This is a genomic window from Candidatus Igneacidithiobacillus taiwanensis, assembly GCF_031962545.1.
GTDB lineage: Bacteria > Pseudomonadota > Gammaproteobacteria > Acidithiobacillales > Acidithiobacillaceae > Igneacidithiobacillus > Igneacidithiobacillus taiwanensis.
In genome coordinates, this window is record NZ_JAVRKK010000014.1 from 1 (window position 1) to 15,093 (window position 15,093).

Annotated in this window: 12 protein-coding genes and 1 pseudogene; 10 read left to right on the forward strand and 3 right to left on the reverse strand. The window is 60.6% G+C overall.

Annotated features, from left to right (window positions below; translation table 11 throughout):
• From RTI30_RS03640 to RTI30_RS03650, 3 genes and pseudogenes are all read left to right on the forward strand, one after another.
• Window positions 1-807: pseudogene (locus RTI30_RS03640) on the forward strand (TonB-dependent receptor); the annotation flags it as partial.
• Window positions 808-921: 114 nt separating this feature from the next.
• The gene (locus RTI30_RS03645) at window positions 922-2,172 is read left to right on the forward strand and encodes an FAD-dependent oxidoreductase (RefSeq protein ID WP_312262315.1); all 1,251 of its coding nucleotides are present in this window, start codon (window positions 922-924) and stop codon (window positions 2,170-2,172) included.
• Window positions 2,165-2,968 carry a M15 family metallopeptidase gene (locus RTI30_RS03650; protein ID WP_312262317.1) on the forward strand — a complete coding sequence of 268 codons (804 nt, stop codon included), beginning with the start codon at window positions 2,165-2,167 and terminating at the stop codon, window positions 2,966-2,968. The genes RTI30_RS03645 and RTI30_RS03650 overlap by 8 nt, the downstream gene beginning before the upstream one ends.
• Here the strand turns inward: RTI30_RS03650 and queF are convergent.
• On the reverse strand, window positions 2,919-3,344 hold the full coding sequence (queF, locus tag RTI30_RS03655) for a preQ(1) synthase (protein ID WP_312262319.1): 426 nt from the start codon (window positions 3,342-3,344) through the stop codon (window positions 2,919-2,921). The genes RTI30_RS03650 and queF overlap by 50 nt on opposite strands.
• A 54-nt stretch (window positions 3,345-3,398) precedes the next feature.
• Between queF and smc the strand changes: the two genes are divergently transcribed.
• Window positions 3,399-6,860, forward strand: coding sequence for a chromosome segregation protein SMC (smc, locus tag RTI30_RS03660; RefSeq protein WP_312262321.1), 3,462 nt, complete (start codon window positions 3,399-3,401; stop codon window positions 6,858-6,860).
• On the opposite strand, the gene RTI30_RS03665 is transcribed toward smc, so the two are convergent.
• Window positions 6,826-7,515 carry an HAD family hydrolase gene (locus RTI30_RS03665; RefSeq protein ID WP_312262323.1) on the reverse strand — a complete coding sequence of 230 codons (690 nt, stop codon included), beginning with the start codon at window positions 7,513-7,515 and terminating at the stop codon, window positions 6,826-6,828. The genes smc and RTI30_RS03665 overlap by 35 nt on opposite strands.
• A gap of 56 nt (window positions 7,516-7,571) precedes the next feature.
• A complete protein-coding gene (locus RTI30_RS03670; RefSeq protein WP_312262325.1) occupies window positions 7,572-8,780 on the reverse strand; it encodes an MFS transporter in 1,209 nt (402 codons plus the stop codon).
• Between the two features lie 132 nt (window positions 8,781-8,912).
• Between RTI30_RS03670 and xseB the strand changes: the two genes are divergently transcribed.
• The 6 genes from xseB to RTI30_RS03700 are packed head-to-tail and all read left to right on the forward strand — an operon-like array spanning window position 8,913 to window position 15,051.
• Window positions 8,913-9,176: an exodeoxyribonuclease VII small subunit gene (gene xseB / locus RTI30_RS03675; RefSeq protein ID WP_312262327.1), complete on the forward strand. Its 264-nt coding sequence runs from the start codon at window positions 8,913-8,915 to the stop codon at window positions 9,174-9,176.
• A gap of 1 nt (window position 9,177) precedes the next feature.
• Window positions 9,178-10,080, forward strand: coding sequence for a farnesyl diphosphate synthase (locus RTI30_RS03680; protein WP_312262329.1), 903 nt, complete (start codon window positions 9,178-9,180; stop codon window positions 10,078-10,080).
• Complete coding sequence (gene dxs / locus RTI30_RS03685) at window positions 10,077-11,945, forward strand: 1-deoxy-D-xylulose-5-phosphate synthase (protein ID WP_312262331.1); 1,869 nt, start codon at window positions 10,077-10,079, stop codon at window positions 11,943-11,945. The genes RTI30_RS03680 and dxs overlap by 4 nt, the downstream gene beginning before the upstream one ends.
• Window positions 11,946-11,989: 44 nt before the next feature.
• The gene (gene folE2 / locus RTI30_RS03690) at window positions 11,990-12,784 is read left to right on the forward strand and encodes a GTP cyclohydrolase FolE2 (protein ID WP_312262333.1); all 795 of its coding nucleotides are present in this window, start codon (window positions 11,990-11,992) and stop codon (window positions 12,782-12,784) included.
• Window positions 12,785-12,787: 3 nt separating this feature from the next.
• A complete protein-coding gene (gene aroC, locus RTI30_RS03695; RefSeq protein ID WP_312262335.1) occupies window positions 12,788-13,885 on the forward strand; it encodes a chorismate synthase in 1,098 nt (365 codons plus the stop codon).
• A complete protein-coding gene (locus tag RTI30_RS03700; protein ID WP_312262337.1) occupies window positions 13,879-15,051 on the forward strand; it encodes an MFS transporter in 1,173 nt (390 codons plus the stop codon). Before aroC ends, RTI30_RS03700 begins: the two co-directional genes overlap by 7 nt.
• The last annotated feature ends 42 nt before the right edge of the window (window positions 15,052-15,093 follow it).

Consider the following 15,093-nt stretch of genomic DNA (forward strand, 5'->3'; position numbering starts at 1 on the left):
GTTTCTCTCATCCATGCTCAAGTGCTGATACTGGTTGCCCATTGTTCACCTCCAGTCTCCTTGGACCAAAGGTGTTGCACTTCATTTTTGAGCCGGCCAAAACCTATAAAAAGTACTGATTATGAGTTTGGTTTTCGGATCTCTCGCGATCAGCTGTTTGGTTTGCGAAAGATATTTGCTTCTGTGAACTTTTACAATGATGTCTTATCTAATGAGACCATACCGGTAACGTTGTCAAATAATCCTACTGTTACAACCTTTGGTTATGGAAAAGCTACTCTGACTGGTATAAACTTATCATTGCATGCTAACATAAATCAGAGCTGGTCTAGTTTTGTTAATGCCAGTTATCTGCATGGCTACTATAACGACTACTACTCAACGACAAACAATCAGTCATATAACGGATATCCGGTAACTGATTCTCCATATTTGACTTTGGTCAGCGGTGTAAGGTACCAAAGGTATTTTCATGGAAACAATTTTGTCCTAAATCTTTGGGACCAGTATTATGGTCATAGCTATCTGTTTGATAATAACGTTGGAGCTCCTACTAGACAAAAAATTCCCGGGTACAATCTTTTGAATTTTTCTCTCACGGTCGATAATATAGGTATTCGAAGGATAATTCCGAGTGTCAAGATGATTACGCTCTCACTCTACTTGAATAATATCCTCAATCGTAAATATAATGCAACCGAGTACGTTACTTCTGGAGGATATTTTGGTGGAAATAGCGCGGGCGCGATTCTTGCCAATCCCGGATCACCTCGCAGCGTATTTGTCGATGCTAAGGTAAGATTTTGATGGGAATTCGTTACGTTCTGGTCGTCGGCGCATCCTAGTCTGTCGCTATATGCTGCGTGCAACATTCGGGTTATGCTAAGCTTTTACCGCTTGGGATTGTTTCTGGCAGCGGCGATGACGAAATCGGTGATCGTAGTTGGGGCAGGGGTGGTGGGCTTGTCGATCGCCCTGCATTTGCAGATGCGCCGCGGCTGGCAGGTGCAGCTCTGGGATCGACAGGCGGCGGGGGAGGGCACCTCCTACGGCAATGCCGGTTTGATTCAGCGCGAGGCGGTGTTTCCGCAGCCCTTCCCGCGCGACTTGCACGAGCTTTGGCGTTATGCGGGCAATCGCAGCAGCCGCGCCCAATATCGTTTTCGTGCTCTTCCTCCTCTGGCGCCAGCCTTTTTGCGCTATTGGCGCGCTTCCCAGCCCGATCGACTACGGCGTACGGCCAAAGACTATGGAGCGCTGATTCGTCACTGTATCGAGGACCACATGGCGCTGGCGGCACTCACCGATGCGAGCGATCTCTACCGCCCCGGCGGCTGGGTGCAGGTGTTTCAGGAGGCCGAGCATTGGCAGGCGGAAGTCGAAGCGGCCGTCTACAAGCGCTTGCACTTCGACGTCGAATACGATGCTTGGGATGCCAGCCATCTCCGCGCCCAGCTGCCGATGCTGCGTGCGGGCCTGGCGGGTGCCATCCACTGGACACAACCTTTGGCCCTGATCGAGCCGGTAGCTCTTTCCCAGGCCTATCTTCGCAGCTTTCAGCAGCAGGGTGGAGAATTCGTCCTGCAAGGCATCCAGGCGTTACGCAAACACGGCGAGGGCTGGCAGGTGGAAGGCGATAATCTGCGCAGTGAGGCGCCCTGGGTGGTGCTGGCCCTGGGCGCCTGGACCATCGACTGGGTCAAGCCCTTGGGCTATCGACCCCCGGTTTTCGTGAAGCGCGGTTATCATCAGCATTATGGGCAGCAGCACGAACTGCCGCTGCCAGTGCTGGATAGCGAAGCGGGTTACGTCCTCGCCCCCATGCGCCGGGGCTTGCGCCTGACGACCGGTGCCGAATTTGCCCAGCGTGACGATGCGCCATCGCCCCGGCCGCTGCAATTGGCCGAGGCCGCCGCGCGCAAGCTCTACCCTGGTCTTGGCAAGGCCCTCGATCCGCAGCCTTGGCTGGGTCATCGTCCCTGTACTGGCGATATGTTGCCGATTATCGGCCCCTTACCCTCGCAGCCGGGCATTTTTCTGGCCTTCGGACATTGCCACCAAGGCTTGACCATGGGTCCGAGCACCGGTCGCCTGGTCGCGCAAATGCTCGAAAAGGATTCGCAGCCTTTCGTCGATCCGCGCCCCTATCGACCTGAGCGCTTTCGTGACTGAACCCGGTTGCCCCGACGCTAGCGAGGGCATTCACCCCCTCTACGGCCAGATCCCGATCGTCGATTGCGGTGAGCCCCTGCTGCCCATCCCGACACTCTTTCCGCGTCTGCAGCCGCACCCCTACCTGGCAGCCGGCGCCCCATATGGGGAGCATTCGCCTTGGTTTCTGCGCAGTGGGGTACTGAGCGCTCTCGAGCATGCCCAGTCACGGTTGCAGGAGCAACGACCGGGCTGGCGCATTGCCATCTTTGATGCCTGGCGCCCCCTCGAAGTGCAGGCGTACATGGTTTGGCGACAGTTTCTGGCCGAGGCCGAACGGGATGGTTTGGTAGAACGTCTTGCGTCCTGCGCCTCGCCTGCCGCAGTACAGGGGCAAGAGCCGGAGCTCTATCGTCGGCTGGCGCCGCGGGTCTACCGCTTTTGGGGGGTGGCCAATCCGGATCCCGCACGTCCGCCGCCGCACAGTACCGGCGCGGCTCTTGATTGCACCCTATGGGATGAGCACGGCAATCCCGTACCCATGGGCGGTCCGGTCGACGACTTTAGCGACCGTGCTGCGCCGGAATACTTCGCGCAAGCGCCAGCGGGGAGTGCAGAGGCCCAGTATCATGGCAATCGCATGCTTTTGCGCAGGGTGCTTGCCGCCCAGGGCTTTGTACAGCACCCGGGGGAGTGGTGGCATTTTTCGCTAGGCGATCAGCTTTGGGCTTGGCGCAGTGGTGCAGCTCAGGCGCGTTATGGTCGGATCAGAGCCCCGGCTGATGCCGCGTCCACGGCGCCGGCCCCAACTGCATGAGCAGGGAGGGATTGTCCCAACCTTGCTGCCGATGTTCGATCAAGACGTCGGTACTGATGCCGCCACGCACATACCAACGTCCGAGCAGACGTAGATAGCGCGGCGCGAGGAGTTCGATCAGTTCACTGGCGATGCGATTGGTGAGGGCCTCGTGAAAAGCGCCTTCGTCGCGAAAGCTCCACAGGTAGAGTTTGAGCGATTTGAGCTCGACGTTGCGTTGGTCGGGGACGAAATCGAGCAGAAAGTGGGCAAAGTCGGGCTGACCGGTGAGAGGGCAAAGGCAGGTAAATTCCGGTAGATCCATATGCACCAGGTAGTCCCGCTCCGGACAGGGGTTGGGAAAACTTTGCAGCGCGCGGCTTGGTTGACTGGGCATCGAGATCTCCTCAAGATAGCGAATTCGGCCATTAGCATAGCAAAATCGACGCCCATGCGTCTCACCGCCATCCACTTGCACGGGTTCAAATCCTTTCGCAACGCCACCCGTATTGAGCTGCAACGCAATCCCTTGGTGATCGTTGGGCCCAATGGCTGCGGCAAATCCAATATCATCGATGCCATCCGTTGGGTATTGGGGGAGTCTTCGGCGCGGCAGATGCGCGGTGCTGCCATGGCCGATGTCATCTCCAACGGCGCTGCCAATCGTGCCCCGGCGCAGCAGGCCATCGTCGAACTGCTCTTCGACAACAGCGACGCGCAAGCCCCGTCGCCGTGGACGCAGACCGCGGAAATCCGGGTACAACGGCGCCTGACTCGGGATGGCGACAGCCAGTATCGCATCAATGATGCCCGCTGCCGCCGTCGCGACGTGGGGGATCTTTTCCTCGGCACCGGATTGGGCGCCAGCGCCTACGCCATCATCGAGCAGGGTACCATTGGTCGCATCATCGAGAGTCGTCCCGAGGATCTGCGCGCCATGCTCGAGGAGGCCGGTGGCATCAGCCGCTATAAGGAGCGGCGTCGGGAGACGGAACAACGCATTGCCGAAACCCGGGAGCATTTGCAGCGGCTACGCGACATCCACGGTGAGATGGATCAGCAGTTTCAGCGCCTTACCCGTCAGGCGGGGCAAGCTCGCCAACTACGTGAGCTGCGCGCCGAAGAACGGCGCTGGCAGTGGTGGGACCTGACCCTACGCATCGAGCAACTGGAAGGCGAGCTCGCGGATTACCGGCAAGGCATCGCCCAGCGACGCACTGCCCTCGCGGCCGCAAACCAGCGAGAGCAAGCGCTGCAGCAAGCCCTTGCCGATAGCGCCACTGCCCTTGCCGCGCACGAGGAGCAGTTGCGTAGCGCCCAGGCCGAGCACTATGCCGCGCAGGCGGAGCAGACCCTGGCCGAGCAAAACTGGCAACGCCAGCAGACAGAAATACAGCGGCTAATCCAAACCCGCCAAGAAGAGGAGCAAAGGCAACAACGACTCCACAGCGAAGAACAAGCGTTGCAGCGCCAGCAGCAGGAGGCCAAGGAGCGGTTGCAGACCCTCATTGGGCAAGAAAGCGAACGCGAAGCAGAATTGCAACGTCTGCGTAGCGCCCGGGATACGGCGGATGCGGCGGTAGAGGCGGCGGAGCGGCAGCAACATCAGCTCCGCGACAAGGTGCAGGACTGGCGCCGCGAGCTGGAAGTAAAAGAAACCCAATGGCGGGAGCTGCAACCGCGCATACTCGAATTGGAGCGCCGGCGCGCTCGCTTGCAAGAGCGCGAGCGTTTGCCCGCGCAGGAGTTGCCCCGTCGCCAGGAGCGGCTCGCCCAGGTAAAAGCGCAAGAGGAGCATCTGCGTAGCGCCCTTGGCGAGCTCGAGGCCAAGCTAGGCCAGCTGGCCCCTGCCATCGAGCAGCAGCAAGAGCGCTGGCAACAGGCGCGGGATCAGCAGCAAGCCTTGCGCAGCCAGCGCGACGCCCTGCAACGTCTACGTCAGCGACTGCAGCCGGTGGCAGTACAGGGCACGCCCCTCAGTCACCTGCTCCAGGTCGATGCCGACTGGGAATATGCCGTCGAGCTTTTTCTACAAAATCGCTTACATGCCGTGCTCGCCGAGGAGGCAGAAATACCGCAAGGGGTGGGCAGTTGGTTATGGCCGGCAGACGAGAGTCCCGAGCCCGAACTGCCTCCCGATGCCCTCTGGCATCGTCTGCAGATCGAGCCTGGCTGGCATCGCGCGCTCTTGCCCTGGTTTTACGGCCTGCGCTGCGTACCCGACCTGCAGCAAGCAGAGGCGCGACGGGCAGAACTGCGTATTGGCGAGCACTGGATCACCCCGCGGGCGGAGCTGCGTTCGGCGCATGGTCTCTGGCGCCTGGGCGGTGAGCAGGAGGACGCGAGCTGGCTGCGGGTACAGCGGGAATTGCAAGGCATCGAGGCGCAACTGCCGGCTCTGGAGCAGCAGGTCACAGCGGAGGAATCCCGCCTGCGACAATTGCGCGAAGAACACAGCAAGGCGCGCGGCGAAGAGCAAGAGCTGCGGCGCCGTCTGCAAGCGCAGCAGGCTGAGCTCAGCCGGGCACAACAGGAACTGATGCAATGGGAAAGTCGGCTGGCTGCCGAAGCGCAGCGCAGCGCCGAAGTCGAAGAGGAATGTCTGCGCCTCGACACCGCCTTGCAAGAACTACAGGAGCGCGCCCGCCAGCTCGACCAAGATCTCCAACACCAGCGCGCCCGGGAAGCCGGACTGCGGCAGCAAGAGCAGCAGGCAAAGCAAGAGCTCGAAAGCCGTCGCCAAGAGCAACAAAACCTGCGCCAGCGCCTCGGGCGCTTACGCGACGAGGAGCAGCGCGCCGCCCTCGAGCGCCAACGCCTGCAGGGGCAGGAGAACAATGCCAGCGAGCGCTTGCGTGGCATCGCTACGGAACGAGAGCGACAACAAGCGCAAGCCCAAGCGCTGGCGAACGCCCTACAGCAACTGCAAGCGGCCCAGCCGGCCCTCGCCGAGGCGCGCGCCGCACAGGCCGCCCGTCGTGCTGCTGCGCAGGAGGCCCTGGCCGCACTGCAAGGCGTGGGCGAAACTCTGCGCAAGCAGCAACGCGAATTCGACCAAGAGCGCCAACGCCTGCAACAGAGCCAACGGCAGGAAGAAATCGAGCTGGCGCGGCTCGAGGCAGAATGTGCCCACCGTGAGGAGCGCCTGCAGGAACTTTTTATCGAGGCAGAGCGGCTTGCCGAGGCCCTTGGCGAAAATCCCGGCGCCATGCCTGAGCATGGGCAACCAACGGCGGAGTTGCAGCGCATCCAGGCGGCTTTGGCGAAACTCGGTAACGTCAATCTCGCTGCCGAAGAAGAGCTCGCAGAACTGCAGGCGCGGCAAGGGGATCTTGCTGCCCAGGTAGCCGATGTCGACAGCGCCCTCCAGAGCCTCGAGGCTGCCATGGCAGCCATGGACGCCGAGACCCTGGAGCGATTCCAGCATACCTTACAGCACGTCAACCAGGGGCTGCAGCGCTATTTTGCCGAACTCTTCGGCGGCGGAACGGCGGCCCTGGAACGCTGCGAAGGGGATCCCCTCAGTGCCGGCCTGATCCTGCGCGCCCAACCCCCGGGCAAACGCAATGGTACCCTGCAGCAGTTATCGGGAGGGGAGAAGGCGCTCACCGCTATCGCCCTGGTCTTTGCCATCTTTGCCCTCAATCCGGCACCCTTTTGCATCCTCGACGAGGTCGATGCCCCCCTCGACGATGCCAATATCGAGCGCTTTTGTCGTCTACTCCGAAGCCTCGCCGAGCAGACGCAGTTTTTGCTCATCAGCCATCGTCAGCTCACCTTGCAGGTGGCAGAGCAACTAGTGGGGGTGACGATGATCGAGCCCGGGATTTCGAGCATTGTGCCGGTGGATGTGGCGGCACTGCTCAGCGAAGACGCGATCAGTGCAGCGGATGACAAGGTCCGTGTAAGCTGAGGATGGGCCAAGAACGCGCCCGGGCGACTTCGGCCAGCACTTTGTCTGGATCGACGGCAACGGGATTGCCCACGAGCTCCAACAACGGCAGATCATTGTGGGAGTCGCTGTAAAAATAGGCGTCGGCCAAGCTCTCCTCCCACGGCAGTCCTTGGCCACTCAGCCACTGCCGCAGGCGCTCCACCTTGCCGGCTTGAAAACAGGGCGTGCCATAACTACGTCCGGTAAATTCGCCATTCTCATCGCACTCCACCTCGGTTGCCAGCAAGGCGGGTATGCCAAGTTCGACCGCAATGGGCGCGGTAACGAAGCGGTTGGTGGCGGTAATGATGAGCAAAGTATCGCCGGCATCGGCGTGCTTGCGGACCAAGGCGCGGGAGGCATCGGTAATCATCGGTAACACCCGCTCCTGCATATACTGGCGGTGCCATTCTTCGAGATCGCGACGGGGATGTTGGGCCATGGGTGCCAGCACAAAGCGCAAAAAGTCCTGCATATCGAGCTTGCCCTCCATATAGGCCCGATAGTAGCGATCGTTGGCCTCGCGCAATTCGGCACCATCAACGATGCCCAAGGTGCTCAAAAAATCCAGCCAGGCATGGTCGGAATCGCCGGCCAGCAGGGTGTTGTCGAGATCGAAAATGGCCAGGGCCATGTGTACCTCATCAGCGGTTAGGGGCGAGCGGAGTATATCAGGCTTTGCTGCAGAACCTAGATGGAAGATGGCCGTTGCGGCAAAAAGGCGGCCAAAATCCCGAGCAGGGGCAAAAAGGAGCAAATATGGTAGACGGTATCGATGCCCCAAAGATCGGCGAGCTGCCCGAGCACCGCTGCACCCACGCCACCCAGACCAAAGGCGAGGCCAAAAAAGAGGCCCGAAATCGTCCCCACTTTTCCGGGCACGAGTTCCTGAGCGTAGACGACAATGGCGGGAAAGGCCGAGGCAAGCAAGAAGCCGATGATTACTGTCAATAGCGCGCTTGCGGTCAAGCCTGCATAGGGCAGGGCGAGGGTAAAGGGGGCGATGCCGAGCAAAGAGACCCAAATCACCCGCTTACGCCCAATGCGATCGCCAATCGGCCCACCCAGCAGCGTTCCCGCCGCCACCGCCGCCAAAAAGAGAAACAAGTGCAGCTGCGCCTCGCGCACGGGAATAGCAAAGCGATGCATCAAGTAAAAAATCAGATAGCTGCTGATGCTAGTCAAATAGATAAACTTGGAGAACATCAGCGCCACCAGAATCACTAAGCTCTTTCGTACCAGCCCTGCCGGCAAGGTGTTCGCGGCAACCGGCGCCGCTTTTTTGGGCAGCCGATGCTGATGTTGGTACCAACGCCCCACAAAGCTCAGGATGACGATGGCAGCGAGGGCGAGCAGAGAAAACCACGATAGACTCTGCTGTCCATGCGGCATAACAAAGAAAGCAGCAAGGAGCGGACCCACCGCCGTACCCACGTTACCCCCCACCTGAAAGATCGACTGGGCCAAGCCATAGCGCCCCCCGGCCGCCATCCGCGCCACCCGCGACGATTCCGGATGGAAGACCGAAGAGCCCAAGCCGACCAGGGCGGCGGCAAGGAGCAGCACTGCGTAGTTAGGGGCAACGGCAAGCAGGAGTAGTCCAAGAAAAGTCGAGATCATTCCCACTGGTAAAGACCAGGGCAGGGGATGGCGGTCGGTGTAACGTCCCACCAAGGGTTGAATGATGGAAGCAGTCAGCTGATAGGCAAGGGTGATCAGACCAATCTGCGCAAAGCTCAAGTCAAAATTGCTGCGGAAGAGGGGATACACCGCCAACATCAACGACTGAATGCTGTCGTTGAGAAAATGCGAGACGCTGATGGCCCCGAGGACATCGAAACGCGTAGCCCCTTCGGGTCGGCGAGAACGACTGGCCAGTTCTGGCAAGACGGTAGACATGAGCGGTCCTAGGCTGCGGCGTTGGAGGCCCGTAGTGTAGGCTCTCCGGTACATACCGTCCAGTACGTTTCTTCTTCTGGCAGGCACATGCACCCTTGCCCGACCGGCCCAGCCTAGTGTTTAATGCACGACATGACCCGTCCTACGCAAGCCCCGGCGGACCGCGAGGCCGCTGATTCGCCCGCAGCCTTTGCCGACACCCTCAGCGCCTTGGAAAAAATCGTCCAAAGCATGGAGAGTGGCCAACTCGGCTTGGAAGAGTCCGTCACCTTGTTCCAGCAAGGGATGGAACTCGCCCAACAGGCCGAACGCCAGCTGACGGAAGCAAAACAGAAAGTAGAAATCTTGCTTGGCGGGCAAGTTCAGGCCCTACCCAGCAATGTAGAGGAGGACTGATTTGTCCGAGAGCGAATCCTTTGCTGCTTTTCGCAACCGAATTGTGGCCCACAATGAAAAAGTTCTGGAATCGTTGCTGCCGGCGGCGAGTGCCTTCCCAGCGCGACTGCACGATGCCATGCGGTATAGCGTCCTCGGTGGCGGTAAGCGGGTGCGCCCGCTGCTTACCTACGCCGCTGGCACAGCGCTCGGCGTGCACGAGAGCTTGCTCGACCGTGCCGCTGCCGCCCTCGAACTCATCCACGCGTACTCCTTGGTGCACGACGATCTTCCCGCCATGGATAACGACGACCTGCGCCGCGGCCGCCCCACCTGCCACAAGGCCTACGACGAGGCAACGGCCATCTTGGTTGGCGATGCCTTGCTCACGCAAGCTTTCCGCGTGCTGGCAGAGCCGGCGGGGCTGGCGCCGCGGCAGCAGCTGCGCATGGTCGCCATTCTCGCCCAGGCCGCTGGTTCCCAGGGCATGGTCGGCGGCCAAGCGGTAGACCTCGCCGCCGTTGGCCACCAGCTCGCCCAGCCCGCCCTCGAGCAGATGCATCTGCTCAAAACTGGTATGTTGATCCGCTGCGCCATCCAGCTTGCGCTGGTTGCCGCCGACGTTGCCGAGGACTCCCGCCGCGGCCAAGCCCTCATCCACTTTGCCGATCGCGTTGGCCTCGCCTTTCAGGTGCAAGACGATATCCTCGACGAAATCGGCGACATCAAAGAAACCGGCAAGGCCAAGCAAGGGGCGGACCGGGAGCGGCAAAAACCCGGTTTCGTCACCCTCTTGGGATTGTCGCAAGCCCAGGAATACGCCCGCTCGCTGCTCCAGGCCGCCCTCGATGCCTTGGCAGGCTGGGGACAGGAGGCCGATCACCTGCGTGCCCTGGCGCGCCTCATCGTCGAGCGTAACCGATGAATCCCTTGCTCGAAAGCATTCCTGGGCCGGAAGAACTGCGGCGCCTGTCGCGCAGTGAGCTCAAGCAGGTGGCCAAGCGCCTGCGGCAGTTTCTGCTCGAATCCATCAGTGAAACCGGCGGACATCTCTCCTCCGGCCTAGGTGCCGTCGAACTCACCGTCGCCCTGCACGCGGTCTTCCAAACCCCCGACGATCGCCTGATTTGGGATGTTGGCCATCAGGCTTATCCGCACAAGGTCCTCACCGGGCGCGGCGCACAGTTTCCGAGCCTGCGGCAAAAAGACGGTCTCTCGGGCTTTCTCAAACGTGACGAAAGCCCCTTCGATGCCTTTGGCGCTGGCCACTCCAGCACCTCCATCAGTGCCGGACTGGGCATGGCGGTGGCCGCGTCCCTCGCCCAGCAGCGGCGCCAAGTGGTAGCCATCATTGGCGATGGTGCTATGACCGCCGGGCTTGCTTACGAAGCTCTCAACAATGGCGGCGTTCTGGATGCCGATCTCCTGGTCATCCTCAACGACAACGAGATGTCGATTTCGCCCAACGTCGGCGCCGTATCTCGCTACCTCACCCGGCTGCTCTCCAATCCGCTGTACAATACCGTCCGCGATGGGGCAGGACAGGCTCTGAGTTTGGTGCCGCCCCTGCGGGAGTTGGCCAAGCGTGCCGAAGAAGGGGTCAAGGGCTTGGTGTCTCCCGGTTTGCTCTTCGAGGAAATGGGTTTTCACTATTTCGGGCCCATCGACGGCCACGACCTCGATGCCCTGGTCCCGACCCTCGAAAACCTTAAAAAGATCCGTGGGCCGCGCCTGCTGCATGTCATTACTCGCAAAGGCAAGGGCTTCGCACCTGCAGAACAAGACCCCTGCACCTATCATGGCGTAACCCCCTTCGACCGCAACAGCGGCGCTTTGCAAAAGTCCTCGAGTGTCAGCTATACCAAGATTTTTGGCGATTGGCTGTGCGATAAGGCTGCCGAAGAGCCGAAGCTGGTGGCGATTACGCCTGCCATGCGCGAGGGCTCGGGCTTGGTGCGTTTCGAGCAACTTTTCCCCAAGCGCTATTTTGATGTCGGTATTGCCGAACAGCATGCGGTAACTTTTGCCGCTGGCCTCGCCTGCGAGGATTTTCATCCCGTCGTCGCCATCTATTCGACTTTTTTGCAGCGCGCTTACGACCAGTTGTTGCACGACGTCGCCATTCAGAATCTGCCCGTGCTCTTTGCCGTCGATCGTGCCGGTTTGGTGGGTGCCGACGGCGCCACTCATCAAGGCGCCTTCGATATCGCCTACGCCCGTTGCATTCCCAACCTGGTCATCATGGCCCCCAAAGATGCCCAGGAGCTGCGCGACATGCTGAATACCGGCTATGCCTATCCCGGCCCGGCCATCGTCCGTTACCCCCGCGGCACGGCGGCGGGTAGTATCGAAGATCCTGATTTGCAGCGGCAAATACCCATGGGCAAAGCGGAAGTGCTGCGCCAGGGCAAGAAGCTCGCCATCCTTGCCTTTGGTACCCGGGCCGCGGCGGCGCTGCAGGCCGGCGAGGAACTCGACGCCACCGTGGTCAACATGCGTTTCGTCAAACCCCTCGATACCGAACTCCTCGACCGTCTCGCTGCCGACCATACAGCCTTCCTCACCGTAGAGGAGGGCGTGCGCATGGGTGGAGCGGGTTCGGCAGTCGCCGAATATCTCCTCGACCAGGAGCGGCAAGTATTCTGCAAAATTCTTGGCTTGCCCGATCAATTCATCGAGCATGGCGAAGCAGCCTTATGGCTTGCAGAATTGGGTCTCGATGCCGATGGGATCCGCCAAGCAGGTGAGCGTTTGCTCGCCCGCCTTGCTGGTCAGGTCGCTGGCGCGTAATATTTGACTAATCCAGTCAAGAATTCTTTGCGAGGTTCCAACCGGTGAGAGATTGTGCTGCAGAAGTACTGGAGGATGTGCAGGGGCGTAGCGATCCCCGCGCCATTCCCATCCAAAGAGTGGGGGTCAAGGCCGTGCGCCACCCCCTGCAAATCCTCGATCGGGCCGGTCACGTTCAGCATGTTGCCGCTTTCTGCAACATGTACGTGGGGTTACCCGCCCATCTCAAGGGCACCCACATGTCGCGCTTTCTGCAGATTCTGCAGGAGCAGCTCAAGCCCCTGAGCGTCAAAGATCTCGAAGAATTGCTCTCGCAAACCCGCGATCGTTTGGAAGCCCGCAGTGCCCGTATCGAGTTGCAGTTTCCGTACTTCGTGCGCAAAAAAGCGCCGGTTTCCCGTGTTGAGAGTTACCTCGACTACGAGGTTGAGTGGCAGGGCGAGATCCAGGATGACCAAGTCCGTGCCCAGCTTTGCGTACATGTTCCCGTCACCAGCCTCTGCCCCTGTTCCAAGAGCATCTCGGAGTATGGTGCCCACAACCAACGCTCCCGGGTCAGCGTCCAGGTGGAGGCGCGGGAGGCGCTCTGGATCGAAGACATCATCGATCTCGTCGAGTCCGAGGCGTCGTCGCAGCTCTATGGCGTGCTGAAGCGGCCGGACGAAAAGTACGTGACCGAATACGCCTACGACCACCCGAAATTTGTCGAGGACATGGTCCGCGACGTTGCCCTGCGCCTACAAAATGACCCGCGGGTACGGCGCTATAGTGTCGCATCGGAAAATTTCGAGTCGATCCACAATCACTCTGCCTACGCCTATATCGAGGGAGAAAACTGAGTCGTGGCGGGTAGCAGCATTGGCGAGTGCTTTCGCGTAAGCACCTTTGGTGAGAGTCATGGACCGGCTATCGGCGCCGTTATCGATGGCTGCCCGCCGGGGCTACCCCTCAGCGCCGAAGACATCCAGCCCGAGCTCGATCGCCGTCGCCCGGGGCAATCGCGGCACACCACCCAGCGCCAGGAGGCCGACCAAGTCGAGATCCTTTCTGGCGTCTTCGAGGGGGTCACCACTGGCACCCCCATTGGCTTGCTCATCCGCAATACCGATCAACGTTCCCAGGATTACAGCAAGATCAAAGACAGCTTCCGTCCCGGCCATGCCGATTACACCTACCTGCAAAAGTACGGTTTGCGCGATTATCGCGGTGGCGGCCGCTCCTCGGCGCGCGAAACCGCCATGCGGGTGGCGGCAGGCGCCATTGCCCGTAAGTACCTACGGCTGCGCTTAGGTACGGAAATCCGTGCTTGGTTGGCGCAGATGGGGCCCATCCGTGCTACGGAATTCGACGTCGCCCAGATCGACGCCAATCCCTTCTTCTGTCCGGACGCCGCTGCGGCCGAGCGTATGGCCGAGTATCTCGACGAACTTCGCAAGGCTGGGGATTCGATCGGCGCGCGCGTCGATGTCCGTGTACAGGGCATGCCCGTGGGGCTGGGCGAGCCGGTTTTCGACCGCCTCGAGGCCGACGCCGCCAAGGCATTGATGAGCATCAATGCGGTCAAGGCAGTGGCGGTGGGCGACGGCTTTGCCGTAGTCGAGCAGCACGGTAGCGAACATGGCGATCCCCTCACCCCCAAAGGCTTTGCGAGCAACCATGCCGGTGGCGTGCTGGGCGGTATCTCCACCGGGCAAGACCTGTTTTTCTCGATTGCCGTCAAGCCGACCTCCAGTATCCGCATTCCTCGCCCAAGTATCGACCGTGAGGGGCAGGTAATCGACATCGTCACCACCGGCCGCCACGACCCCTGTGTCGGGATTCGTGCCGTGCCCATTGTCGAGGCCATGCTCGCCCTCACCCTGATGGATCACTACCTGCGTCACCGTGCCCAAAACGGCGACGTCGAGCCGCCTCTGGCCCCCATTCCCGGCCAATGCTGAAGGGCCGCTTCGAGGGCGAGGCCCTCGTTGCCTACTACTTCCTCTATTTTTGCGCTCTCGGGGCCTTTATGCCCTATTGGGGCCCTTGGCTGCAGGCGCGCGGGCAAGATGCCCTGGCCATTGGCATTCTTACGGCGGCGGTACAGTTCAGCAAGGTACTCGCCCCCAATGTCTGGGGTTGGCTCTTACATTATCTCCCGGCGCGGCGCCTGATCCCTGCCGCGGGCGTCGCGACCCTCCTAAGCTTTTCGCTGTTGTTTTTTGCCGGCGATCATTTCGCCCTTCTGCTGCTCGTTACCGTGCTCTTCGCCTTTTTTTGGGCCGCCGCCTTACCCCTCGTCGATACTTTCAGCATGGCTTGGGCAGAGCGCCACGGCAGGCGCTACGGACGTATTCGCCTTTGGGGATCCATCGGTTTTATTGCCCTTTCCTTAGGGATGGGGGCCTTGGTCGCCCGGTGGGGGCTGCAAAGTTTTCTCCCCACCATCACCCTTTTTTTGCTCTTCGTTGTTGTTGCTAGTCGCTACCTACCCCTGCAGGATCATCACCCGCAACAGGCGGCAGAGGGGCAGGGCACCTTCCTGCCTGCCCTGCGCGACTCGCGCCTCTGGTTTTTTCTCGCCGCCGGTATCCTCGAGCAAAGCAGTCATGGCGTCTACTACGCCTTTTATTCCATCTATGTGGAGCAGCATGGCCATGGCAGTTTGAGTGTTGGCGTGCTCTGGGCCCTGGCCGTCTGTGCCGAGGTATTGTTTTTTTGGTTTGGTGAGCGGGTGCTGGCTCGCTGGGGTATTGCCCTATGTTTCAGCTCGGCTTTTGTTCTTACGGCGCTGCGTTGGATGGTGATTGCCTGGTGGCCGGGTTTTGTTTGGATCGTCCTCGTGCAGACCCTCCATGCGGCGAGCTACGCCGCCTTTCATCTAGCCGCCATCCACTGGGTTTTTGCCCGCTTTTCTCCGGCCTTGCGCGCCCGCGGCATTGCCCTCTATGCGAGTCTGGTCTACGGCTTGGGCGGTGGCCTTGGCTCCTTGGCCGCCGGTTGGACTTGGAGTCATTGGGGGGGCAGTGGCGCTTTTCTAGCGGCAGGCATCGTTTCTGGCAGCGCCGCGCTACTGCTCTTTGGTATGTTCCGACCCGCCCGCTCTGGCCTTGAAAAGCCCGCCTGACATGCCCATCTGCTAGGCATCATCCGATAAAGGAGTCGCCAG

What these genes read in the sequence shown, in the direction of transcription:
- RTI30_RS03645 (WP_312262315.1), top strand. Translation starts at nt 922, where the DNA reads ATGACGAAATCGGTGATCGTAGTTGGGGCAGGGGTGGTGGGCTTGTCG.
- queF (WP_312262319.1), bottom strand. Translation starts at nt 3,344, where the DNA reads ATGCCCAGTCAACCAAGCCGCGCGCTGCAAAGTTTTCCCAACCCCTGT.
- smc (WP_312262321.1), top strand. Translation starts at nt 3,399, where the DNA reads ATGCGTCTCACCGCCATCCACTTGCACGGGTTCAAATCCTTTCGCAAC.
- RTI30_RS03665 (WP_312262323.1), bottom strand. Translation starts at nt 7,515, where the DNA reads ATGGCCCTGGCCATTTTCGATCTCGACAACACCCTGCTGGCCGGCGAT.
- RTI30_RS03670 (WP_312262325.1), bottom strand. Translation starts at nt 8,780, where the DNA reads ATGTCTACCGTCTTGCCAGAACTGGCCAGTCGTTCTCGCCGACCCGAA.
- xseB (WP_312262327.1), top strand. Translation starts at nt 8,913, where the DNA reads ATGACCCGTCCTACGCAAGCCCCGGCGGACCGCGAGGCCGCTGATTCG.
- dxs (WP_312262331.1), top strand. Translation starts at nt 10,077, where the DNA reads ATGAATCCCTTGCTCGAAAGCATTCCTGGGCCGGAAGAACTGCGGCGC.
- RTI30_RS03700 (WP_312262337.1), top strand. Translation starts at nt 13,879, where the DNA reads ATGCTGAAGGGCCGCTTCGAGGGCGAGGCCCTCGTTGCCTACTACTTC.